This window comes from Cecembia calidifontis, assembly GCF_004216715.1.
Classification (GTDB): Bacteria; Bacteroidota; Bacteroidia; order Cytophagales; family Cyclobacteriaceae; genus Cecembia_A; species Cecembia_A calidifontis.
Window position 1 is genome coordinate 2,577,061 of record NZ_SGXG01000001.1, and the last position, 23,996, is coordinate 2,601,056.

General features: G+C 40.6%; 18 protein-coding genes. 5 read left to right on the forward strand and 13 right to left on the reverse strand.

Annotated features, from left to right (window positions below):
- Positions 1-222 precede the first annotated feature (222 nt).
- Genes BC751_RS11165 through sdaAB form a run of 3 tightly spaced genes read right to left on the reverse strand, consistent with a single transcriptional unit; the run spans position 223 to position 3,566 of the window.
- Positions 223-1,527, reverse strand: coding sequence for an efflux RND transporter periplasmic adaptor subunit (locus tag BC751_RS11165; RefSeq protein ID WP_130275604.1), 1,305 nt, complete (start codon positions 1,525-1,527; stop codon positions 223-225).
- A 15-nt stretch (positions 1,528-1,542) separates the two neighbouring features.
- A complete protein-coding gene (locus BC751_RS11170; RefSeq protein WP_130275605.1) occupies positions 1,543-2,886 on the reverse strand; it encodes a TolC family protein in 1,344 nt (447 codons plus the stop codon).
- A gap of 2 nt (positions 2,887-2,888) precedes the next feature.
- Positions 2,889-3,566, reverse strand: a complete 678-nt coding sequence (gene sdaAB, locus BC751_RS11175; protein ID WP_130275606.1) for an L-serine ammonia-lyase, iron-sulfur-dependent subunit beta — start codon at positions 3,564-3,566, stop codon at positions 2,889-2,891.
- A 166-nt stretch (positions 3,567-3,732) separates the two neighbouring features.
- Here sdaAB and BC751_RS11180 point away from each other — a divergent pair, with 166 nt between their 5' ends.
- Complete coding sequence (locus tag BC751_RS11180; RefSeq protein ID WP_130275607.1) at positions 3,733-4,557, forward strand: aminotransferase class IV; 825 nt, start codon at positions 3,733-3,735, stop codon at positions 4,555-4,557.
- Between the two features lie 157 nt (positions 4,558-4,714).
- Here BC751_RS11180 and BC751_RS22400 read toward each other — a convergent pair whose 3' ends face one another.
- On the reverse strand, positions 4,715-4,861 hold the full coding sequence (locus BC751_RS22400; protein ID WP_341272837.1) for a glycoside hydrolase family 97 C-terminal domain-containing protein: 147 nt from the start codon (positions 4,859-4,861) through the stop codon (positions 4,715-4,717).
- Positions 4,862-5,042: 181 nt separating this feature from the next.
- Here BC751_RS22400 and BC751_RS11190 point away from each other — a divergent pair, with 181 nt between their 5' ends.
- Entirely contained in the window at positions 5,043-6,245 is a 1,203-nt protein-coding gene (locus BC751_RS11190) for an IS4 family transposase (protein ID WP_165389808.1), read from the forward strand.
- On the opposite strand, the gene BC751_RS22405 is transcribed toward BC751_RS11190, so the two are convergent.
- The 7 genes from BC751_RS22405 to BC751_RS11215 all read right to left on the reverse strand — a co-directional run bounded on the left by BC751_RS22405 (position 6,238) and on the right by BC751_RS11215 (position 14,905).
- Entirely contained in the window at positions 6,238-6,453 is a 216-nt protein-coding gene (locus BC751_RS22405) for a hypothetical protein (RefSeq protein WP_242617442.1), read from the reverse strand. The genes BC751_RS11190 and BC751_RS22405 overlap by 8 nt on opposite strands.
- A gap of 211 nt (positions 6,454-6,664) precedes the next feature.
- Entirely contained in the window at positions 6,665-6,913 is a 249-nt protein-coding gene (locus BC751_RS22410; protein WP_242617443.1) for a glycoside hydrolase family 97 N-terminal domain-containing protein, read from the reverse strand.
- Between the two features lie 158 nt (positions 6,914-7,071).
- Entirely contained in the window at positions 7,072-9,783 is a 2,712-nt protein-coding gene (locus tag BC751_RS11200; RefSeq protein WP_130275608.1) for a cation-translocating P-type ATPase, read from the reverse strand.
- A 112-nt stretch (positions 9,784-9,895) separates the two neighbouring features.
- Positions 9,896-11,194: an acetyl-CoA hydrolase/transferase family protein gene (locus BC751_RS11205; protein WP_130275609.1), complete on the reverse strand. Its 1,299-nt coding sequence runs from the start codon at positions 11,192-11,194 to the stop codon at positions 9,896-9,898.
- Positions 11,191-12,918 (reverse strand): cation-translocating P-type ATPase, encoded by a 1,728-nt coding sequence (locus BC751_RS11210; protein WP_242617444.1) that lies wholly within the window; start codon positions 12,916-12,918, stop codon positions 11,191-11,193. Before BC751_RS11210 ends, BC751_RS11205 begins: the two co-directional genes overlap by 4 nt.
- An 83-nt stretch (positions 12,919-13,001) precedes the next feature.
- Positions 13,002-13,829 carry an HAD-IC family P-type ATPase gene (locus BC751_RS22415; RefSeq protein ID WP_242617445.1) on the reverse strand — a complete coding sequence of 276 codons (828 nt, stop codon included), beginning with the start codon at positions 13,827-13,829 and terminating at the stop codon, positions 13,002-13,004.
- Entirely contained in the window at positions 13,826-14,905 is a 1,080-nt protein-coding gene (locus tag BC751_RS11215; RefSeq protein ID WP_130275610.1) for a site-2 protease family protein, read from the reverse strand. The genes BC751_RS22415 and BC751_RS11215 overlap by 4 nt, the downstream gene beginning before the upstream one ends.
- Before the next feature lie 393 nt (positions 14,906-15,298).
- Here BC751_RS11215 and BC751_RS11220 point away from each other — a divergent pair, with 393 nt between their 5' ends.
- Complete coding sequence (locus BC751_RS11220; RefSeq protein ID WP_130275611.1) at positions 15,299-18,676, forward strand: methylmalonyl-CoA mutase family protein; 3,378 nt, start codon at positions 15,299-15,301, stop codon at positions 18,674-18,676.
- Between the two features lie 200 nt (positions 18,677-18,876).
- Positions 18,877-19,110 carry a (2Fe-2S) ferredoxin domain-containing protein gene (locus tag BC751_RS11225; protein ID WP_130275612.1) on the forward strand — a complete coding sequence of 78 codons (234 nt, stop codon included), beginning with the start codon at positions 18,877-18,879 and terminating at the stop codon, positions 19,108-19,110.
- A gap of 68 nt (positions 19,111-19,178) precedes the next feature.
- Here the strand turns inward: BC751_RS11225 and ald are convergent, their stop codons facing one another.
- Positions 19,179-20,294: an alanine dehydrogenase gene (ald, locus tag BC751_RS11230; protein ID WP_130275613.1), complete on the reverse strand. Its 1,116-nt coding sequence runs from the start codon at positions 20,292-20,294 to the stop codon at positions 19,179-19,181.
- Between the two features lie 441 nt (positions 20,295-20,735).
- Between ald and BC751_RS11235 the strand changes: the two genes are divergently transcribed.
- Positions 20,736-23,150 carry an alpha-ketoacid dehydrogenase subunit alpha/beta gene (locus BC751_RS11235; protein WP_130275614.1) on the forward strand — a complete coding sequence of 805 codons (2,415 nt, stop codon included), beginning with the start codon at positions 20,736-20,738 and terminating at the stop codon, positions 23,148-23,150.
- 116 nt (positions 23,151-23,266) lie between these two features.
- Here BC751_RS11235 and BC751_RS11240 read toward each other — a convergent pair whose 3' ends face one another.
- On the reverse strand, positions 23,267-23,941 hold the full coding sequence (locus BC751_RS11240) for a hypothetical protein (RefSeq protein ID WP_130275615.1): 675 nt from the start codon (positions 23,939-23,941) through the stop codon (positions 23,267-23,269).
- Positions 23,942-23,996: the final 55 nt, after the last annotated feature.

The following is a 23,996-nucleotide window of genomic DNA, read 5'->3' on the forward strand; positions in this document are numbered from 1 at the left end:
TTTGATGGAATGGTGAGCGTTTGCGTTGTCCTGTTTTTTATAACACGGGTTGATAGTACTTGGACCATCAAATTAGCTTTATTCTATCAAAGTTCCGAGGCTCTGGATGCAATGGTGCCGCGCCACAAGCTCGTGACAAGATCATGTTTCAATTGAATTTAAAACTTAAATGGCAAAAAAATGAGGCCATTTCAGGCCTCATTCAATTTCAACATCGATTTCTTATTTTTCTTTTTTGACAGGGTTATTGATTTTTATGGGATCTCCATCCTTAAGCTGTCTGCTGACCACAAAGTAAGGTCCTGATATGATTTCCTGGCCCTCGGTTACGCCTTCAAGTATTTCAATATTGTCAAAATCGGAAATTCCGGTTTTGATTTCCACCATTTTCGCTTTACCATTTTCAACCACAAAAATCAATTCTTTTGATTTTGTAGATCCATCTTGATTTTGAGTGGTCTGGTCTTCACGGGTGGTAACCGCAGCTAAAGGAACTGCCAGTACATTGTCCTTTTTCTGGGTGATAATATCCACACTCGCGGTCATTCCCGGTCTGAAAGGGAATTTGTTTCGTTCTGTTATTAGATCTGCGTAGGACTCATTGAGGATCCTGATTTTGACCTCAAATTCAGTAACTGCGTCCGCACTGGCTTTGGTATTGGCTGAATTGGCTATAGAGGTTACAATCCCTTTGAACTTTTTACCTGTAGATGAATAAGAATCTACATCAATGATCGTGGTGTCGCCCATGCTGATTCTGATAATATCATTTTCATTGACATTGACACGCACTTCCATTCTGGAAAGGTCTGCCAACCGCAGCATTTCAGTACCGGCCATTTGCTGGGTTCCTACCACCCTTTCACCTTTTTCAACCAAAAGTTTGGAAACTATACCATTCACAGGTGAGTAAACATTTGTCAATCTCAGGTTTTCAGCAGCCTCATTTACGGTGGCCTGTGAAGACTTTACAATGTATTCAGCGGCCAACACAGACTGTTTCGCAGCATCCAGGTCATTTTTGGAGGTAAGAAAAGTGGCCTGAACCTGCTCCCAATCGGCATCAGAGATCACTTTATCCTTGTAGAGTTTCTCATTTCTTTTGTACTCTAGTTCCGCTCTGATAAATTGGGCCTCAGCCCTCTTCAGGTTTGCATTTGCCTGGGCAAGGTTTGCCTGGTTTTGGTTTAGGTTTGCCCTGGCCCTATCCAATGCAGAAATGAAATTATCGGGTCTTATTTTTACCAGTAAGTCACCTACTTTGACCGAATCTCCTTCAATCACATTCAGCTCAATAATTTCACCTGCCACATCTGGGCTGAGCTTGACTTCAATTTCCGGTTCAACTACTCCGGAAGCACTCACTTTTTCCGTAATGGAAGTTTTCTGAGCTTTTGAAGTTTCTACCGAAATCTCCTTTTCACCACCGATCCAGCCGGCAGACTTTCCAATTATGGCGAAAAGAATAATTACACCTAAAGTGCCTAAAAGGATATAAATCAGTTTGTTGGATTTTTTCTTAGCCATCTCGATTTGCTATAGTTATAGTTTTAGTGGGTTTCCTAAGTAAAAGTCAAGAACTTTGACCCTAAATATGTATGTATATTTTGATGTTACTAAATCCGCCTGGGCATTGAAGTAGTTGTTTTGGGCCAATTGATAGTCTGCAAAATTGATAGCTCCTGCATCAAAGCGCTGTTGTGCAATCCTAAATGCTTCCGCCAATGAAGATACCCTTACTTGGGAAGCCTGATAAGATTGTCTTGCTGCGTAAGCGTTGGTATAGGCACTTTCTATGTCCTGTCTAAGCTGATTTCTGGTTTCTGCTTCCTGGATTTCACTCAATCTTTTTTGTAACCTTGCTCTTTGCAAATTGGCCCTGTTTCTGAAATTGGATAAAATAGGGATGTTTAACTGCATGTTGGCTGAGTTGGAAAAGTTATTCCTCATCTGGGTTCTAAAATCCAGTCTTTCTCCCATAAAAAATTGGTCAACATAGTTGGAAAATGCACTGGCGCCAATACCAAGGGTCGGCATATATCCCCCTCTCGCGATTTTAACACCTAAATCGGCACTTTCAATGCCCAGTTCTGCTGCTTTTATCTCAGGCATCAGATCCAAAGCAATTTCAAATATCTCATCCACTTCCTTTTGTGTCAAAAGATAATTTTCAGGATCCAAATCAGGCGCAATCACATCCAGCCGGTTGTCAAAAGGGATTTGCATGGCCTGGGCCAAATTCAATTTGGCAATTCTTAAATTGTTGGATGCATTGATTACTTCCAGTTCATTGGTGGCATTTTGTGCCTGGATATCTAATTTATTGGCCAATGGTAGGGCACCTGCATCTACCAGTTTTGTGGTCACAGTCAGCTGTTCTTTGGTAGTGGTCAATTGGTTTTCAGCAATTTTCAATTGCTCCTTAGCAAAAACTACATTGATAAAAAGGTTAATCACATTTAATGTGATGTTGTTTTCTGTGGCTTGGACATTGTATTTGGCAGCCTCAATATCAGTTTTACTCTGTTTTACAGAATTGGTGATTTGCTGACCCGCAAACAGGGTCATGTTGGAGTTGCCAAAAACGTTGATGTTCCCAATTCTATTGTTTTCAAAGAGGTTGGTCACGGGGTTGATGGAACGACCCCATCTATATCCCGTGCTTGCACCGGTCGATAAAGTTGGGATTCTTTGTCCCTGATTTCCAATTAAGTTAGCCTCTTGTGTAGCAAGATTTACCTGACTTCTTTGCAAATTCAGGTTATTTTCCATAGCAATGTCTATGGCTGTCTGAAGATCCAGATTTTGGATGTTAACCCCCTGGGCGTTACTCTTGACCGTGAATAGGAGTAATAGTAAGAAAGAAAAGCTGTAAAATATTTTCATAATTAAAGATCAATATCCGGAATGTAAATTAATTGTTTAATCCAGGGTAAACTTTTCAGATATTCAATGGTCATAGGTCTGATACCGGAATCCATTTCTATCACATGACATGCCAGATCATTTTTACCTTTTCTGGATACAGACATGGTGGCAATATTGGTTTTTTCTTGCGCTATAACAGAAGAAATAAAGGCAATTGCACCTGAGATATCATCTGCCTTGATGATAAGCGTGTGCATTTGTGCTGAAAAATTGGCATTGAAACCATCGACTTCAGCAATATTAATCACTCCTCCGCCTAAACTTTCACCGACCAACTCAATTTTTTGATCTTCTTTTTTAAGATTGAGCTTGATGGTATTTGGGTGGTATATTGAAGCATTTCCTATGGATTTGAACGTATAGTTCAATCCCTTTTCTTTGGCCAATTCGAAGGAAGTCTTGATGCCGGGATCATCTGTTTTGAGGTCCAAAAGGCCGCCTAAGATCGCGCGGTCACTTCCATGCCCTTCATAGGTTCGGGCAAAGGAATTGTAAAAGGTGATGATCGCTTCGTCGGGTGTTCCACCCAATACACGGATAGCCGCTCTAGCTATCCTAACGACCCCTGCCGTGTGAGAGGAAGAAGGACCGATCATCACAGGTCCGATCATGTCAAAAACGCTACTTTTATTGCCCATTTCTAAACTGGTTTCAATTAACGTGCTAATGTAAAAAGTTTTTCAGTCTTGTAGTTTGTTTTATACATAAAGCATAATTTTTTGAAGTAAATTGGTGCTATTTTTTATTAATTTTATTGTCAGTGTTAGTGAGTTTTGTACGTTTTGTTCAAAAATGAACATTCCTGTGAGCGATTTTGATACAATTTATCTTTACAAGCAAGAAGACGGAGATTGGACATCAGACCCGATTTTATGGCATAACCGGGGTTTTTTGTTTGGAGATGGGCTCTTTGAAACCATGGTTTTTAATCATGGGAAAATTAGGTTTGCAGAACAGCATCTTGAGAGACTAAATCATGGACTGGATCAACTAGGTATAGATAAAGACAGGCTGTCGAAGTTATCGGAGGTAGAAGAAAAAATCAGTGAATTGGCTTTGAATGCTAAAACTTTGAGAATCAGATGGAATGTTTTTAGGTCTGGGATAGGAAAATATACCCCTGAGGAAAATTTCTCCTCTGAGACATTGATGATTCAACCCTTCCAAAAAGCGCCTTCGGTGAAATTCAATGCGTACATCAGTACTACTATCCGTCTTCCGGACTTACCTTGGATTCAATGTAAAACTTTATCTGCCCTACCTTATGTAATGGCGGCTCAGGAAAGGGATTTTTTGGATATGGATGAGGTGATTTTGAAGAACTCAAAAGGCTTTATTTCCGAAGCAGGTGCTTCAAATATTTTTTGGATCAAAAATGGAATTTATTATACCCCTTCTTTATCCTGCTCCTGCATTGCAGGAGTGGGAAGAAACCGTGTGATTCAAAGATTGAAGGACTTGGGGAAAGCAATCATAGAGGGAGAGTTTATGGAAAATGACCTTTCGGAAGCAGAGAAGGTTTTTACTACCAATGTGACGGGCATCAGCTACATTTACAAGATAGGAGATATAAAATTTGATACCACACCAGATCCTTGGATAGAATCGGTTTTTGAGGGAGTGAATTAAAAACTTAACTATTAGTGATTTATTGCTACAGTTTTTTTAGTCTTGGAACAATTTCAATATCTTTAATCTTTTGGTAGCTTCTTTTTTTGTCATTTGAAAATACGAATTGCATATCCTCCCACGGGTGCTGATAATTGGGAAAGTTTAGATTTGTTGTTTACCAATACTTTTCTGATGGTATAGGCTTGGGTTTTTTTAAGTAATGTGCATCCTTAGCATCTGCATAGATAGTGGCTATGTAAGTTTTTTTCGGTTCCAGGAAATCAAAGCCAATGTTTGACACCCTGGATTCATTTCCATTCACATTTCCTATATACCATTTAATGCCGTTTAGTTAGTGGTTAATTAACTGAAATTCATTATATTAGAGGTATAAAATAAGGCTTCCGAAAGCAGGGAGTGCTGGAAGCCTTAAAACTTTAATTGTAAATGAATTCAAGTTAAAACTAAGTTATGAAAAATTTATCATCGAAAGTAGGACTTCGGTGAAAGATTTTCTTCGTGACCGTTTCTTTTCCTTTGAAGTTCTTGTGCTTTTTATTTTGTCAAAGAGCAACAAAGGACTTAATATCTGCCTTGAAGAGTTTTTTGGGGAATCTTCCTTATCGCCCACTAAAAGTGCATTTACCCAGGCCAGGAAAAAACTGTGCTATACAGTTTTTAAAAAGCTTAACGGTTTGATCTGCAGTCTTTTTTACCAACATGCAAAGTTCAAGAAATGGAAGGGGCATAGGGTGCTTTCTGTTGATGGTTCAACACTTGAACTCCCGGATCATCCCTCCATGTCAGAGAAGTTCAGCTATCATGGTTTTGGGCCCAATGCGGATGCGGGACATTACATGAGCAGGATATCTTACCTGTATGATGTTTACAACGGCCTTGTACTGGATGCCGGTATGGAAAGCTACACCACTTCGGAAGCCACCCTATGTCATGCCCATCTTGGACATATTAAAGAAGGGGATCTTCTTGTGTGCGACAGGTATTATGCATCACTGAGACTTTTTTTCGAATTGAAAGGAAAAGGGGCCGACTTTCTTTTCAGGATGAAAGACAATTGGTGGAAATGTGTCGAAGATTTTTCCCGAAGTAGTTCCTCTGATGCGGAATATACATTAATACTCCCTCCAAAATACAGATGGCTGCTTGAAAAGTATCCCTCGTTATCCCAAACCATGACCGTAAGACTGATCAAGAAAAAGAATAAGAAGGGTAAGATTTCAATATATGCGACTTCGCTGTTGGACAGGAAAAAATATACAGCCTCCTCTCTAATAAACCTGTACAAACAGAGATGGGGAATAGAAGAAGCATATAAACTGATCAAATCAAGACTTGAAGTATCTGATTTTTCCGGCAAAACAGCATGGGCGGTCCAGCAGGACTTCTATGCTAAGACCCTGATCATATCACTCTGCAATATTCTTTGCTATGATGTGGAGCCAAAAACCAAAACAGGACGGACATCAAAGTCAGCAAGGACCTTGATAATCAATAAAACTTATGCATTGTCAAAAACAAAATCCCTGATTCTTAAAATCAGAGATTTAATTGGTGAATTGGAGCAGATTATCCAGAAATATGTAAAGAAAATCGCTTCCAAAATAGAATATTCAAAAAGAAACCAGGTATTCAAGCGGAAATTCAGAGCTAAACTGAAATACTCAATGAATTACAAATCTATTTAATCACATTCCTTAACTTAACGGCATTAATATACCATTCCTGTTTTCCTTTTGCTTTTCTGGCAATAGTCAGGTAATACTCAGGTTCTATTTCCAAATGCCAAGATTCAAAAATCATTTTTTTATCATCCTGGTGGTGGTGCATGGTAGAATAATTGATCAATCCGGCTTCATGCAGGTTGATATACAGCCCATCATCAGTTCTCATCATCAATGCTGTTTGAACGCTTGTCGGAGAAAAAGAAGTTTGGGAAATTTTCTATGTGAAAGAGGATTCCCTTAGTCCTCTGATTTCGAAAAGACTCGATTCACTATATATACTCATGGGTTACATAATCTCCTTCAATCCAAAAAGACATATAATCTCCTGACATTTAAAATTGGTCCCTTTCTTCTTTCAGAATAAAGTGGGCAAGATTAGCCTAGACCGGAAACTCGTATCGAAAACCTAATCCCTCGTCAAATAGGCGGAAGCGTATGATGAGCTGACGGTCAGTTGATGCATGGTTCAAGAAGACTGCCATTTCATGGTAATGGTTCCTGATTTGGGATTCTTCTCCCCATACTGGCTCCCAAATTTCATCAAACCGCTGATGCTTTACCTCAAGAATATTGAAACCATCTAAAAGTGAAGGTTTATTTTTCAATTCCAAACCCAATTTACTGGTCAAAATGACCGGTTTTCCTTTTTAGGATAAAGCATACGTTGATGCTCCCTCCTGTAATTCAAATCCAAATTGAAGTAATCCGTAAGGGGATTGAATTGTATGTGACCAGACGAGCAAGGGAATAAGAGGAAGAAAGAGAAGAGGGAAAAACCGTCTAAGAATCATGATTGTGGGTTTAGTTTATTATAAAATATTTTGAAAACCTCCATGATCAGGATGATGGGTAATGCAAGGGACAAAATGATACCCCATTCCCTTAAAGTTATTGGATGGATTCTGAGTAGACCTTGCATAAATGGAATATGCATACTTGCAATATGAACACCCTGAGCAGCAAGTACTAAAATTATAAGCCATATATTTTTTAACAAAGGGATCCTAAACGTGGATTTTCTTTCGGATCTACAGTTGAAAATATGGAAGTTTTGTAGGAAAACCATGAGCAACAAGACCAAGTTTCGGGCATATTGTTCTTCCATATTCTGGTAATTGATCAAGTAAAACCAATATCCAAAGGCAATGGCCCCAATAAAGAACCCTGAAATGAGGATTTGCTTGCTCATAATCTGGTTAAAGATACCTTCGCTGGGTTTTCTGGGCTTTCTTCCCATGGTTTCAGGTTCGCCGGCTTCAAAGGCGAGCGCTTTGTCCTGAATGCCGTTGGTCACTAGGTTGAGCCAAAGCAGCTGTACAGCCAGCAAAGGAAGCGGAAGGCCTGCTATGATTGCCATCAGAAACATGAAGACTTCTGCTGCCCCAGTAGAAACCAATAAATAGATTACTTTCCTCACATTGTCATAAGCAAATCTTCCTTCTTCAACGCCTGCAACGATCGAAGAAAAATTGTCATCAACCACGATCATAGCACCTACATCCTTGGCAACATCGGTGCCGGAACCCATGGCCACTCCTATATTGGCCCGCCTGAGGGCAGGGGCATCATTGACACCATCACCGGTAACTGCAACAAATTCACCCGCTTTGATCAGTGAATCCACGATTTCCAATTTTTGCTGTGGAGAGACCCTTGCAAAAACAGAAGTAGACAATACCAAATCTTTAAATTTTTGATTTTCAGGGTTTCCTGACCGGCTTAGCATTTTTCCTGTAACCACTGTGTGATTGTTTTCCTGTATACCAAGTTCTGTTGCGATATTGGCAGCTGTTGCGGGGTGGTCCCCTGTTATCATAATTACCTTGATTCCTGCTTTTTTACATTTTTCAACAGCTGTCTTGGCTTCTGCTCTCAATGGGTCAATGAAACATATCAATCCAATGAAATCAAGTGAAGGGATTTGATTTTCCAGGTCAGTTTCTGAATTTTTAAAATTTGAAACTAGCCCTTCTGCAAATGCAAGCACCCTGTACCCGTTTGCGGCCAAATCATCCGCCTGTTGATGTATTTTTTCCTTAGTGGAAGGAGTGTTTTCAGGAAATGAACAAAACTCCAAGACTGTTTCGACGGCACCTTTTAATCCACAGAAAGTTTTTGTTCCCCTTTGGTAAAAAGCTGCAGCAAATTTTTTCTCAGATTCATAGGGGATTTTGCCTTTCAGTTTAAAAGTATTTCTGATTTCAGTAGGGTTCATATGGGCCTTGTAACCCAATCCCAATAAAGCCACATCCATGGCATCACCATGGTGCTCCCATTGTCCTTCTTTAAACTTCAGTCCGGCTTCATTGGCCAACATGGAAACTTCAATAATTTTTCTCAGATCTGAATGTTTTTCTAAATCTGATAGAAGCTCATTTTTTTCTTCAAGGTATATTTGCCCCTCACCGTTATAACCTTCTCCTGAAACATGGAAGGATTCCCCATTGGCTAATAAAATCTTTTTGACAGTTTGTTGGTTTACAGTAAGTGTTCCTGTCTTGTCGCTGGCGATTACCGTACAGCTTCCTAAACTTTCCACTGAAGTAAGTTTTCTCACTATTACATTTCTTTTGGCCATTCTTTTTGTAGCCACTGCAAGAGCTACTGTGAGCGATACAGGTAAACCTTCAGGAATAGCTGATACGGCCAAAGCCACCACAAAAAAGAAGATAGCGGCCATATCCATCCCCTGAATACGTAACAAAACCGCCAGAATTACGCTCAGTACAATAACGATGTAAGCAATTTTTTTTGTGAATTTTTCCATCCTGTGGATCAGAGGTGGTTTAGCTGATTCCCCTTCTGAGACATGCTGGGCTATTTTTCCCACTTCTGTATCCAATCCTGTCCCGATACAAATACCTATTCCTCGCCCAGACATGACCGTAGAACCAGCATAGGCTATATTTTTTCTGTCGGCTACTACAGTTTCTTTTTTTACCACTTCGGTGTTTTTTATGACAGCCTGAGACTCACCGGTCAGGAAACTTTCATCAATTTCGAGACCTTGGACTTCAATCATCCTTAAATCCGCCGGGACTTTATTTCCTGATTCAAGGAAAACAAGATCTCCTGGAACCAGTTCCTCTGAATCCAAATACTTTTCCGCTCCATCTCTTTTCACTTTTGATCGGATCCTAAGTAATTTTTGCAGACTTGCAGCACTTTTCTCGGCATTGAACTCCTGATAAGCCCCGATAGCTGTATTGATCAGGATAACCAAAAAAATGAAAATGGCATCTTCCCCTTCACCAATGAGTATTGATGCTATAGCTGCAGCAATCAGGATAAATATCAGGGGGTTGATTAGTTGGCTGATAATTATCTTCCAAATACTGATTTTATGTTTCTCGGGGAGTTTGTTGGGGCCAAAGGACGCAAATCGTTCTTTTACGGCTGCACTGTCAAGTCCTTCAGGAGACGTCTTGAGTAGCTCAAAAACTTCCTCCTTTTCAATGGAATGCCATTTTTTATCCGATATGGAAGATTTTTCAATCATGGCTTTATCTGTTTTATATAGTTCAAATCAATGATACGCTGAACCCATCAATTTTTTAAGGATCCTTCCGTTAGGTTAATATCAAAAACTACTCTCTTTAAGCTTGGAATAACTAAGATACTGTTTTTAATTTTCTTCCAAACCTTTCGAAGATGGCTTTTTCAAGATTTTCCCTGTGATCAGGGTGAGCGATATCCCTAAGGGCTTCAGCTCTTTGTCTCAGATTTTTTCCATACAGATAAGCGACACCGAATTCAGTAACCACATAATGAACGTGAGCCCGTGTGGTTACTACCCCAGCCCCTTCTTTCAAAAAGGGCACAATTTTGCTTTCTCCATTTCTTTTGGTTGACCGCAATGCCAAAATGGGTTTCCCTCCTTCCGATAGTGCTGCGCCACGCATAAAATCCATCTGACCGCCTACACCGGAATATTGGTAGCTTCCGATGGAGTCCGCACAAACCTGACCTGTTAGGTCAATTTCAAGACAGCTATTGATCGCCACCATTTTTGGGTTTTTTCTGATAATTGCGGAATCATTGGCATATTCTGCTTCTTGAAAGGTAAATAATGGATTGTCATGAATGGTATCGTAGAGCCTTTTGGTTCCGGCTGCAAATGATGTCAGGACTTTTCCCTTGTGCTTCTTTTTGTAGGCATTGGTGATGGTGCCAGATTCCAACAAATCAAGAATGCCATTCGAGAACATTTCGGTGTGGACACCCAAATCTTTGTGATTTTTTAAGGCAGCCAATACCGCATCAGGAATTGCCCCAACCCCTAACTGAAGTGTAGACCTATCTTCAATCAGTTCAGAAATGTATATGCCGATCTGCCTCTCAACATTTGTGACTTTTTCTAAATAATTGATTTCATGCAGCGCTTGATCGGTATAAACTGCTGCGTTGAATTTACTGAAATGAATATGTCCATCTCCATGGGTTCTGGGCATATTGGGATTTACTTGTGCGATTACCTTCTTGGCTGATTCCACCGCCGCTTTTGCTATGTTCACAGACACACCCAAGGAGCAAAAACCATGGGCGTCAGGTTCTGAGACATGGACTATAGCTACATCCAAGGGCATGATTTTTTTTCTAAAGAGTTGTCCTATTTCACTTAAGAAAAGTGGTATATAATCTCCCCGTTCTGTGTTAACTGCAGCACGTATATTGCTGGACACAAAGAAAGAGTTAAAGAAAAAACTTCCTGCATAGTCCTCATCTGCTAAGGGCATAGGCCCAAAAGTGGAAATGCTAACCAACTCCACATTACTGAGCGTTTCTTTTCTTTTTGCCAGCTCTTCAAGAATGAAAGTTGGTGTAGCGGCACTTCCATGGACAAAAACCCGCTGATTGCTTTCAATAAGGTCTAAAGCATTTGAGGCTGATGTAAAGGAATAATTTTTCATGAAACGCGGAATTTATAATACTTAAAGATTTCAGTGGCCCAGAATACCAAGGATGAAAGGCTGGCCCACAATAAGAATTCCCAAAAAGAAATAGGCTGGAATTTGAAGGCGTAAGAAAGTACTGGGATTTCAATGATTAATATAGTAATCAATATAGAAATAATCAGGGCATAATTCAACCATTTGTTAGAGAAAATTCCAAGTGATAAAACGGAGCCATTCAAGTTTCTCATATTGAGTGCGTTGAACAGCTGACTGAATGCCAATGAAATAAATGTCAAAGTCCTTGCTTTTTCTATCCCTTCTGGTAAATACCACCAAAATGCAAAAATGGCCAAGGAGGTCATGATTAACGTACTGATGATCAAAAAGGGGACTATGCTCTTGTTGATGATGTTTTCATTGGGGGCAATAGGAGGGTAGGTTAATTCGTTCCCTTTTCCCTTTTCAGTAGCAAGGGCTTTGTCACAAAAACCATCTGTGACGATGTTGATCCATAAAATCTGAGTGGCAGTTAATGGTATGGGTAATCCAAACAATACTGTCAAAATCAGTGTGAAAATTTCGGCAAAGTTGGTGGTAATCAAAAAGAAAGAAGTTCTCCTGGCATTGTTGAAGACTATCCTTCCCTGTTCCACAGCTTTGACAATAGTAGCAAAATTATCATCGGCCAAAACCATCATGGACGCATCTTTGGCCACATCGGTTCCCATTATCCCCATGGAAATCCCAATATCTGCCTGTTTGAGGGCAGGGGCATCATTGACCCCATCTCCGGTCATGGCTATGAGTGAGCCGTTTTTCTGAAGAGATTTGGCGATTTTCAACTTCATCATTGGGGTAAGTCTTGAGAAAACATCCACTTCTTGCACGGCTCGATCAAATTCATCGTCATTCATTTTGGCAAGTTCAAGTTCCGATAATACTTTTTCTCTGCCCGCTCTTACAATTCCAACTTCCTTTCCTATGGATAGTGCTGTGGAGGCATGATCCCCTGTGGCCATGATTACCCTTATTCCGGCTTGGTGACAGGATTTCAAAGCTTCATGAACTCCTGGTCTTGGAGGATCTATCATCCCGGCCAGTCCAACAAACTCCAGGTCTTTGCCTTCTATTGAATCTTCTTCTTCCTTTTTGGCCAGTGCCAGAACCCGAAGACTTTCAGTTGACCAAAGGTGGATTTTATCTTCAATCAGGGTCTTATCTGTGAGCGGGATCCTTTGGCCATCCTTGTTCCGGGTCATTGTACAAATGGACATTATGGCTTCAGGAGCGCCCAAATAAAATCTGAGCTTTTTGCCTTCTTTGAGTACAAGGGTTGACCGGTACTTAAGGTCAGAATTGAAGGCCACATCTTCTAAAATTTCAAGTTCTTTGGTTTTTCCCGCTTTGTTGCCCAAGACCAAAAAAGCAGCTTCCGAAGGGTCTCCGGTAATCTGATACTGACCTTTTCCGTTGATTTCTATGGATGAATTGTGGCAATGGGCAGCAATTTCAAAAAGTTGTTCAATTGTAAGAATGTCCTCTTCACTACCATGGAATTGCCCAATGCTTTCCCAACCTTCACCGGTCACTTTGACATCACTTGTTTCGGGCATCCAAAGTCTGGTGATAGTCATCGTGTTTTGGGTGAGCGTCCCGGTTTTGTCGGTGATAATAGTGTCCACGGAGCCCAAACTTTCCGTAGCAGTCATTTCCCTGATAATGGCATTTTTCTTGGACATTCGTTATGACCCTACAGCCAAAACGATCGAAAGTACAGCAGGTAGACCTTCCGGGATGGTGGCAACAAGAGCGGCCAAAGAAATTAAAAAAGACTCCGATAAAGGGATATCCTGAAAAAGCCTGGTGACCACAAATAGAACATTGCGGTAGCCATTGCGATCAGGGCCATTTGCTTGGCTAGTTTATCGGTCTTCTTTTGAAAATTTGATTTTTCTCTTTTGATTTCCTTAAGCGAACTGGCAATTTCCCCAATGAGCGTTTGGCTTCCTGTCGTGGTCACCACAGCTTTGATGGATCCGGAAGTGACAAAAGTGCTTTTCAAAACCATGTTGGACTTATCCCCTAAGGCAATTTCTTCTGGATGGACAACGTCAAATTTTTCCACCGGTACGGCCTCACCTGTCAGAGAAGATTCGGTTACCCGTGCATTTTTGGCATAAATCACCCGGGCGTCCGCAGGGACATTGTCTCCTTCTTCCAAAACAATAATGTCTCCCGGGACGAGATCCAAAGCATTTACCGTCTGGAGAAAGCCTGAACGGATAACTTTACATCTCTGGACCAATAAATTTTTCAGGGCTTTCAAAGCACCCTCGGCACGGTATTCTTGTACTAAGCCTATGAGGGCATTGATGAGGATAACGGCCAGGATTACATAAACATCAACATAATGGTGTGTCAAAAATGAAATAACAACCGCCAACATGAGGATGTAAACCAACAAATTGTTGAATTGCTTAAGGATGATCTTCCAAACGGGCTTTTTTCCTGGCTCGGGTATCTCATTTTTTCCAAATTGATGGAGTTTGTCCAAAACCTCTGAAGGCTCAAGCCCGTTTTCCCTGCTTCCTAGTTGTAGCAGTACTTCTTTGGCAGAAAGTGCATGCGGAGCCTTCAGGAAACTTTTCATTGATTGAGCGCGGTTTTTACCAAAATCAGCTCGCTGATATTTTCCTGGTCAAGTATGCCAAGGAAATGTCCATTTTCAATGATAAAAGCAACTTTTTTGTTTTGGCTCAACATAAGCTTCCATGCATCGTCAAGAGCTGAGTCGATTTCCAATTTGATGGGATTGAAATCTGCAAATTTCTCGATATAAGCCTGTTCACCGTCCGTCTCCAGCCCTTTGATGATTTCGTTCCTGCTGATTGTACCCACAGCAACATCATCTTTGACTACCACAAAATGAGTAGCCTGAGAGTTGAGTAGCTTTTCAACAGCTTTGGAAAGTGGTGCATTGTAGCCAAGAATTTGAAAATGACTCATCAAAGCATCCTTAACCTTGAAGCCTTTTAAGAAACTTTCCTGTTGGGTATGTGCCACCTCTGCACCTGCTCCAAGAAAAATGAAAATGCCGATCAATACCAGGATAGGATTATTGAACAACCCAAAGAAAACAAAGAAAATAGCCAAAAACTGACCTATTCCCCCGGCAATCTGGGTAGCTTTTGCCCTCGGAAGTTTGATAGATAAAAAGGCCCTTAATACCCTCCCCCCATCCATTGGAAATGCCGGCAGTAAATTAAACAGGGCCAAAATCAAATTGGCAGAAGTTATATAAAGCAATATGGTATTGGGGCGTATTTTAAGTTCCTCTAGGCTTTCGATATTGAATCCTGTAAAACTTAAAATGGTAGATAGAATAATAAATAGGGCTATATTCACCAAAGGACCGGCAAAAGCAACCCATAATTCCTGTTTGGGATCTTCCGGTAATTTTTCAAGTCTTGCCACTCCGCCAATGGGATACAAGACTATGTCTTTGGTCTGAATGCCATACCGCTGCGCAGCCAGGGCATGACCAAATTCATGCATGACCACACAGGCAAATAATGCCAAGACAAATAGGATTACCCAAAGAATGTCCATCATAGGTATTCCTTGCCTAAGATTAGAGATGATGATCCATAGCAACAACAAGGAAAACGTCCAATGTATGAAAACTTTGACGTTCTTATAACTTCCTAAGTAAAGGGAGAACTTCATGGTCTAAGCTTTTAATATGTCCTTTAATTTAAAGGTTTAAAACTTCAATAGCATAAAATTCGGATGATTTAATTTGGAAAAGCATGATGAAAATCATTTTTGAAAATTATATTTCAATATTTTGCCAATAACGAAAAAATCAAAGTTTGGGAATTTTTTAAGATTTCTCAGAAAAACATCAAACATGTTTGGCTATTTGGTATAACTAAAGAAAAAAATTTTAATTACGTGTGGGTTGTGTTCAGTTTCAAAATTTTATTCCGCTATTCTAATAAAATTGAGTTTGATAAAGTGCCTTTTTTGCTATATTCGCAAGCAAGTATCATTCTGGATTCTGGAACTTTTCAGAACAGTTGGATTTGAATTCCTTTTAAGAATAAAAACCCATTTATAATGTCTTACTCTCAGGATATATATAAACCCAAAAACCACATTCGGATAGTAACCGCTGCCTCTTTGTTTGACGGCCATGATGCTGCTATTAATATCATGAGGAGGATCATTCAGTCAACAGGCTGTGAGGTGATTCACCTTGGACACAACCGATCTGTACAGGAAATTGTGGACTGTGCCATTCAGGAGGATGTTCAAGCTATTGCGATAACCTCGTATCAAGGGGGGCATGTTGAATTTTTTAAATATATGTATGACCTTTTGAAAGAGAGAGGAGCGGGACATATCAAAATTTTTGGTGGAGGAGGGGGGACTATCCTTCCGGAAGAGATTCAGGAACTCCACGAGTACGGTATATGCAGGATTTATTCTCCTGATGATGGTAGGGCCATGGGCTTACAGGGCATGATCAATGATCTGGTCCAAAAGTCAGATTTTCCTGTTGGGCAAAACGTTCAATTTTCCTCAATTGATAAATCGGACAAATCCAGCATTGCCAAGTGTATTTCAGCGGCTGAAAATTTCCCAGAAGAAAGCAAGTCAATATTAGAAGGTATAAGGAAGGCTTCTGCATCCAGTAAAACCCCGGTTTTGGGTATAACAGGGACCGGAGGGGCCGGTAAATCATCTTTGGTAGATGAGTTGGTTAGGAGGTTTTTGTTGGATTTCAAAGAGAAGCATATTGCTATCATTTCTGTAGATCCCTCCAAAAGAAAGACCGGTGGAGCCCTTTTAGGAGACAGGATCAGGATGAATTCCATCAACCATCCGAGGGTATATATGAGGTCTTTGGCCACAAGGCAATCCAATCTGGCACTTTCAAAATATGTGCAGGATGCGGTAGACGTGGTCAAAGCCGCAAATTTTGACCTGATTATTTTGGAGACTTCCGGTATCGGGCAATCTGATACAGAGATTATCGAGCATTCTGATATGTCCTTGTATGTGATGACTCCAGAATATGGGGCCGCCACGCAGCTTGAAAAAATTGACATGTTAGATTTTGCCGATGTGATTGCACTCAACAAATTTGACAAACGAGGTGCTCAGGATGCCCTTCGTGATGTTAAAAAGCAATACAAAAGAAACCACAATCTTTGGGACATTGCAGAGGAGGACATACCTGTTTTTGGAACGATTGCCTCCCAATTTAATGATCCCGGTATGAATAACCTCTACAAAGCCATCATGCATAAGCTTGTAGAGAAAACCGGAGCGGATTTGGTGACCTCATTTGAAGTGACCAAAGAAATGTCCGAGAAAATCTACATTATCCCACCTTCAAGAACCCGTTACCTATCGGAAATATCTGAGAATAACCGTAATTATGACAAGTGGGTAGAGGAACAAAAAAACGTTGCTCAAAAATTATACAGTATTCAAAAATCAATTGAGGCCATAAAATCAGCGCGGGTGGCTGATCAAGATAGGCTAGTCAAAGAGCTTCAGGAGGTATATGAGCAACTTGAATTAGAGCTTGATCCAAAAAACAAAAAATGGCTCGAAGAATGGCCACAGAAGGTGCAGCATTATGCAGATGATTACTATGTGTTTAAAGTCAGGGACAAAGAGCTCAAAGTAAAGACCTATCATACTTCATTGTCCCAATCCAGGATCCCAAAAGTATCGCTTCCTAAATATGAAGCATGGGGAGATTTGTTGAAATGGGGATTGAAAGAAAATGTCCCTGGAGAGTTTCCTTACACTTCGGGGGTGTTTCCGTTCAAGAGGGAAGGAGAAGACCCAACGAGGATGTTTGCAGGTGAAGGTGGACCGGAAAGAACCAATAAAAGGTTTCATTATGTGTCCAAGGACATGCCTGCCAAAAGGCTTTCTACGGCATTTGATTCGGTGACATTGTATGGAGAAGATCCTGATTACCGTCCGGATATTTATGGAAAAATAGGGAATTCAGGTGTAAACGTCTGCTGCTTGGATGATGCCAAGAAGTTGTATTCAGGTTTTAACCTGGCTGATCCTTTGACTTCCGTATCCATGACCATCAATGGTCCTGCGGCTACCATGACAGCTTTTTTCATGAATGCTGCTATTGATCAGCAGTGTGAATTGTATATCAGGGAAAATGGCCTGGAAGATGAGGTAAATGCAAAAATTGAAGCCATTTATAAAGAGAAAGGTCTCCCAAGGCCAACATATAATGGGACAATTCCTGATGGGAATGATGGTTTAGGCTTAATGCTTTTGGGGGTTACAGGGGATCAGGTATTGCCGGCGGATATTTATCAGCAAATCAAAGCTAAAACTTTGGCCACGGTAAGAGGAACTGTACAAGCGGATATCCTTAAAGAAGATCAGGCACAAAATACCTGCATTTTCTCTACGGAATTTTCTTTGAGGTTGATGGGAGATGTTCAGCAGTATTTCATCAACCATAATGTCAGGAACTTTTATTCTGTATCTATTTCAGGGTATCACATAGCTGAAGCCGGAGCCAATCCCATTACACAATTGGCGCTGACTTTGTCCAATGGCTTTACCTATGTAGAGTATTATGTTTCCAGGGGAATGGATATCAATAAATTTGCCCCTAACCTTTCCTTCTTTTTCTCCAATGGAATCGATCCGGAATATGCTGTAATAGGTAGGGTGGCCAGAAGAATTTGGGCAAAGGCAATGAAATTAAAATATGGTGCCAATGAGCGCTCCCAAATGTTGAAGTACCATATCCAGACTTCTGGCAGGTCTCTGCATGCCCAGGAAATTGACTTCAACGATATCCGTACTACTTTGCAGGCGCTTTATGCGATTTATGATAATTGTAATTCCCTGCATACCAATGCATATGATGAAGCCATAACCACACCGACTGAGGCTTCTGTGAGAAGGGCTATGGCAATCCAATTGATCATCAATAAAGAGCTTGGTCTTGCTAAAAATGAAAATCCGATTCAAGGAGCCTTTATCATTGAGGAATTGACGGATTTGGTAGAAGAAGCTGTTTATGAGGAGTTTGATAGGATAACCGAAAGAGGAGGGGTTTTGGGAGCCATGGAGACCATGTACCAAAGAGGTAAGATACAAGAGGAAAGCTTGCATTATGAAATGTTGAAGCATACAGGAGAGTATCCGATTATTGGGGTCAATACTTTCCTTTCTTCTGAAGGTTCACCAACCGTTATTCCCGGTGAGGTGATCAGGGCAACCAAAGAGGAGAAAGAGGCCCAGATAGAAACTCTCAACCATCTGCATGAAAGGTATAAAAACAGAGCTGCGAAAGAGCTTGCCGAACTTCAACATGTGGCCGTACAAAACGGGAATATCTTCGAAAAATTAATGGAAGTGACCAAGTATTGTTCTTTGGGTCAGATTACCCACGCATTGTATGAGGTGGGAGGCCAATATAGGAGGAATATGTGATGTGAGAAGCGAGAGAATAGAGAAGCTAGATGTAAAGCTCAAGAAACAAGACGCAATAAGTAAGACTTGGGAATTGGATTTTGAATATATTTGGAAACTTGGTCTACCATGGCCAAGTTTCTTTTTTATAAACTTGTCAGCTTCCAGAATTGATATATCTTCATTAAATTATAGAACCATCTTCAAAACTTCGTAGACTGATGCCTCCTTACCGAAAATTTATTTTCATTTGTTATGGTTCTGACTGCAAGAAGGCAGGATGTAAAAAACTGCAATCTGAGATCAAACATCTTGTCCAATCGCACGAACATAAGGGTAAATACAAATTGATTAAAACCAAGTGTATGGATTTTTGTAAATCCGCTCCCTTGGTGGTGATCAATAATGAAGTCCTTAAAAGGGCGGAATTATCAGTTGTCAAAAAAAAACTTTGAGTTATTCGTAGTCACAAAAAAACCTCTCGGATCAGAGAGGTTTTTTTGTTTATATGTTTGATTAGGAATTAGGACAAGTATTTTTCTACCGGTACATAATCCATGTTGAATGCCTCAGCCACAGCTTTGTATACAATATCACCATTGATAACATTGAGGCCAGGCACCAGTTCAGGGTTTTCCTGAGCAGCTTTTTTCCATCCTTTGTCAGCCAATTGAATGGCATAAGGAAGTGTGGCATTTGTCAAAGCCAGTGTAGAAGTGTAAGGTACTGCACCGGGCATATTGGCCACGCAGTAATGCACCACATCGTCAATGATGTAAGTTGGGTTTTCATGCGTAGTTGGTTTGCAGGTTTCGATACAACCTCCTTGATCTACCGCTACATCCACCAAAACGGTGCCCGGTTTCATGTCTTTGAGCATGTCTTTGGTGATAAGGTGAGGGGCTTTGGCACCAGGAATCAAGACAGCACCTACAATCAGGTCAGCATGCTTGATCATTTCCCTGATGTTGTATTCATTGGACATCATGGTCTTCACATTGGCAGGCATGACGTCAGCCAGATACCTCATTCTCGGAAGGGATACATCCATAATTGTCACATCAGCACCCAATCCTGCAGCCATCCATGCAGCCTGTGTTCCTACTACACCACCACCTAAGATCAATACCTTGGCAGGAAGTACTCCCGGTACGCCTCCCAATAGAATGCCTCTGCCTTTAAGTGGTTTCTCAAGATAATTCGCGCCTTTTTGAATAGCCATTCTACCTGCTACTTCTGACATCGGTACCAAAAGGGGAAGACTTCTGTCTGCCTTTTCAACAGTTTCGTAAGCCAAACAAACCGCCTTACTTTCAACCATGGCTTTGGTCAGGGGCTCATAAGAAGCAAAATGGAAATAGGTAAATAAAAGTTGGCCTTCTTTGATAAGCTTGTATTCAGGTTCAATTGGTTCTTTAACCTTGATTATCATTTCTGCAATGCCATATACATCCTCAATTGTTGGTAAAATGGCAGCACCTGCTGCAGTATATTCATCATCAGAAAAACCACTGCCTTGTCCGGCTGTATGCTGAACGTAAACCTGATGGCCTCTTTTCACCAATTCCTTCGCGCCGGCAGGAGTAAGTGCCACCCTGTTTTCATTGTTTTTGATTTCCTTTGGAACACCTATGATCATATCGTTACAATTTGGGTTTTTAAAACGGTTGCGCAAAGATAATAAGGGAACATGTAATTGGAACAAAATCAAATCAATTATTTTGATTTAGCAAAATTAACAATGTCTTTTCAAAATTAAATTTCATAAACGATTGTTTTACTTAACAAAATTTCAAAAATCTGATTAAAAAAATTAAAAATTCCGAGAATCTTTAAAATTCATTTTTAGCTAATTTTTGTATGGCATTTTGGCTGCTTTGCTTATCGTAAAAATTGGGTTCAGGGATTTGAAAAAAATAATATTTTGTCAAAAATAAAAATATGTCGAATATTCGGAATTTTTTATCGAATTTTTTTGCGATTATTCTGTTTGCAAGTTTGTAAAAATAACAAATTTCCCTATTTTTGGAATACTTGGTCAAAGCCATTTATACCCAAAATAACGATTAGAGATTACAATATGACTAAAGTGGCAACATTTTCAAAAAACAAAAAATCAAAAGTTCTTGACAAAGAGCAGCTTTTAAAAGACTACAGATTAGGCTGGGAAAGCCGTCATGCTTCACTGATGGGGAGGAAGGAAGTCTTTATGGGGAAAGCGAAATTCGGCATTTTTGGTGACGGGAAAGAGTTAGCTCAGATTGCCATGGCAAGATATTTTCAAAATGGGGATTTCCGAGCCGGATATTACAGGGACCAGACTTTTATGATGGCCATCGGTCAATTGACTATAAGGGAATACTTTGCCCAATTATATGCGCATACATCAGTAGAAGCAGATCCTGCTTCAGCTGGGCGTTTGATGAACGGTCATTTTGCAACGCGTTCTTTAAATGATGACGGTACATGGAAAAATCTGACAGCGATGAAAAACTCTTCTGCTGACATTTCTCCGACTGCTGGTCAGATGCCAAAATTGTTAGGTTTGGCTTATGCTTCAAAATTGTACCGTCAGAATCCCGGTTTGAAAGAACTGAGGCAATTTAGTAAGGATGGAAATGAAGTGGCTTGGGGAACTATAGGAAATGCCTCAACCTCTGAAGGGATGTTTTTTGAAGCGGTGAATGCTGCGGGGGTTTTACAAGTTCCGATGGTTATCTCCATTTGGGATGATGGTTATGGCATTTCCGTGCCCAATAAATACCACACTACCAAAGAAAGTATCTCTGAGATTTTGAAAGGGCTGCAGCGAAATGATGACCAAAAGGGATTTGAAATATTTGTTGTAAAAGGCTGGGATTACGAGGGCTTGGATAGGGCTTATGAAAATGCAGCCAGAATAGCAAGGGAAGAACATGTTCCGGTCATGATTCATGTTATAGAAATGACCCAGCCACAGGGACACTCTACATCTGGATCTCATGAACGCTACAAGTCCAAAGAAAGACTAGAATGGGAGAAAGAATATGATTGCCTTCTCCAGTTCAAAAAATACATCATTGAAAATGGTGTTGCAACAGAAGAAGAACTAGACCAAATTGAACAAGAAGCGAAGGCATTTGCCAAAAAAGAAAGAGATGCTGCCTGGAATGCCTTTGCAGGTGAAATTAAAAATGAACTGAAAGAGGCTGTCCAATTGATCAAACAAGCTGCTGAACAATCTTCTTTCAGGCAGGAGTTAGAAGCTTTGGCAGATGATCTTTCCAAAATAATCAATCCGATCCGGAAGGATGTAATCAGCACAGTTAGAAGGGCATTATGGCTGTTGCGGACAGAAGAAAATTACGGCAAGACAGCGCTTAAAAAGTGGTACGCTGATCAGCAGGTTCTCAACGAAGATAGATATAGCAGTCATTTATACAGCCAATCAGAATTTTCTTCCGATAAGGTTGTTCCGGTTCCTGTCCGTTACGAAGATGATGCACCTTTAGTGGATGGTAGGGAAGTGCTGCAGGCTTGTTTTGATAACTTATTGTCAACCGATCCCAGGTTTTTTGCCTTTGGGGAAGATGTTGGTAAAATTGGTGATGTAAACCAAGCTTTTGCGGGACTTCAGGCAAAGCATGGTGAATTGCGGGTAACCGATACCAGCATCAGGGAAGTGACTATAATAGGCCAGGGTATAGGTACTGCTTTGAGAGGGCTTAGGCCTATGGCAGAAATCCAGTACCTGGATTATATTCATTACGCCTTGATGACCCTGTCTGATGACCTGGCTTGTTTGCATTACAGAACTAAAGGAGGTCAAAAGGCTCCGTTGATTGTGAGGACAAGAGGTCATAGGCTCGAGGGTGTATGGCATGCAGGTTCCCCCATAGGTATGTTGCTTCACTCGCTAAGAGGAATGTTGATCTGTGTTCCCAGAAACATGACCCAGGCAGCAGGAATGTACAATACCCTGATGCAGGCTGACGAACCGGCTCTTGTAATTGAATGCTTGAACGGGTACAGGCTGAAAGAAAAAATGCCAGCCAATATTGGCGAATTCAGGGTTCAGCTTGGACAACCTGAAGTACTAAAAGAAGGTAAGGATATTACCGTGGTGACTTATGGGTCTATGTGCAGGATAGTGGAAGATGCTGCAAAAGATCTTGCTGAAATGGGTATAGACATAGAGATCATTGATGTGCAGACCCTCTTGCCTTTTGATGTGAATCATAGCATTCTGGAATCTGTCAAAAAAACCAACAGGGTCTTGTTCGCGGACGAGGACGTCCCTGGCGGTGCTTCGGCCTATATGATGCAAAAAGTAGTCGAAGAGCAGGGAGCTTATTATTACTTGGATAGTGAGCCTGCCACCTTAGCTGGAAAGGCCCATAGGCCAGCATATTCTTCTGATGGAGACTATTTTTCAAAGCCATCAGTGGAGGATGTAGTCGAAAAGGTTTACGCTATGATGCATGAAGCCGATCCGAAAAGATATCCTCAGCTCTAAATATATATGCTAAAGACAATATGAAGATAAATGCCGCAGGTTTTGAAAACGCTGCGGCATTTAATTTTATGTCTAAAAAACAGACTAAGGATTTTATATTTTTTAAATAAATATGATTACCGCCTACTAATCTGATTCAGGGTAACTTCCGGACTGGAAGCAATGTTGCTTTTGTTCAATGCCCTATCCTGGATTTGGATATCAATCCTAATGGTGTCATTTCTGAAAATAGACTGCCAGCCAAAAGAAAGCATGGCATACTGTATGCTTCCTTCTACGGCCCTTCCATCATTACCGTTAAAAATTCTTGGAAACCTACCATTAAAGGTTGTAAAGAAAGGGGGATCCTGCCATCTGAATTCGTTGAAAACCCCATTTCTTTTGATAAAGAATTTCACGAAAATATTGTTGTGATCCGGGTTTTGTTCTACCCATACAGTGTCTCTTATCACGGTATTATTCACAAGCGGATTGATAGCCCAGTCTAAGGGATTAAAGCTGGGAGCTTCAGGAGGTCTGTTGGAATAGGTAATCAATGAGCCTGCAGCATTTCTCCTGAAGTTCAAGGGTTGGAAAGGAGGGTCTATATCTGTAGGATTCAGGCCTAAATCTCCCTCAGCATCTTTAAACTTAATGGATATAATCAAAGAATCTGCCCCAGCTGTATTTACAAACCTCATATCCTCAAATGAAATTTCCGGAACAGTTGGGAAATTATCCGGCGGAGAAATACAGGAATAGGAAAGCGGCAACAGAAATAATATGTACAGATAATTTTTTACACTGCTCATGCTGGCATAAATTTACAAGAAATCGGCATCAAGGTAAAATTGCTCAATTTTCCGT

Excerpts from the sequence above, each read along its gene's own strand:
- BC751_RS22405 (WP_242617442.1), bottom strand. The coding sequence starts at position 6,453 with ATGATGAGAACTGATGATGGGCTGTATATCAACCTGCATGAAGCCGGA.
- BC751_RS11165 (WP_130275604.1), bottom strand. The coding sequence starts at position 1,527 with ATGGCTAAGAAAAAATCCAACAAACTGATTTATATCCTTTTAGGCACT.
- BC751_RS11235 (WP_130275614.1), top strand. The coding sequence starts at position 20,736 with ATGACTAAAGTGGCAACATTTTCAAAAAACAAAAAATCAAAAGTTCTT.
- BC751_RS11220 (WP_130275611.1), top strand. The coding sequence starts at position 15,299 with ATGTCTTACTCTCAGGATATATATAAACCCAAAAACCACATTCGGATA.
- BC751_RS11215 (WP_130275610.1), bottom strand. The coding sequence starts at position 14,905 with ATGAAGTTCTCCCTTTACTTAGGAAGTTATAAGAACGTCAAAGTTTTC.
- sdaAB (WP_130275606.1), bottom strand. The coding sequence starts at position 3,566 with ATGGGCAATAAAAGTAGCGTTTTTGACATGATCGGACCTGTGATGATC.
- BC751_RS11205 (WP_130275609.1), bottom strand. The coding sequence starts at position 11,194 with ATGAAAAATTATTCCTTTACATCAGCCTCAAATGCTTTAGACCTTATT.
- BC751_RS22415 (WP_242617445.1), bottom strand. The coding sequence starts at position 13,829 with ATGAAAAGTTTCCTGAAGGCTCCGCATGCACTTTCTGCCAAAGAAGTA.
- BC751_RS11210 (WP_242617444.1), bottom strand. The coding sequence starts at position 12,918 with ATGTCCAAGAAAAATGCCATTATCAGGGAAATGACTGCTACGGAAAGT.
- BC751_RS11240 (WP_130275615.1), bottom strand. The coding sequence starts at position 23,941 with ATGAGCAGTGTAAAAAATTATCTGTACATATTATTTCTGTTGCCGCTT.
- BC751_RS11225 (WP_130275612.1), top strand. The coding sequence starts at position 18,877 with ATGCCTCCTTACCGAAAATTTATTTTCATTTGTTATGGTTCTGACTGC.
- ald (WP_130275613.1), bottom strand. The coding sequence starts at position 20,294 with ATGATCATAGGTGTTCCAAAGGAAATCAAAAACAATGAAAACAGGGTG.
- BC751_RS11200 (WP_130275608.1), bottom strand. The coding sequence starts at position 9,783 with ATGATTGAAAAATCTTCCATATCGGATAAAAAATGGCATTCCATTGAA.
- BC751_RS11170 (WP_130275605.1), bottom strand. The coding sequence starts at position 2,886 with ATGAAAATATTTTACAGCTTTTCTTTCTTACTATTACTCCTATTCACG.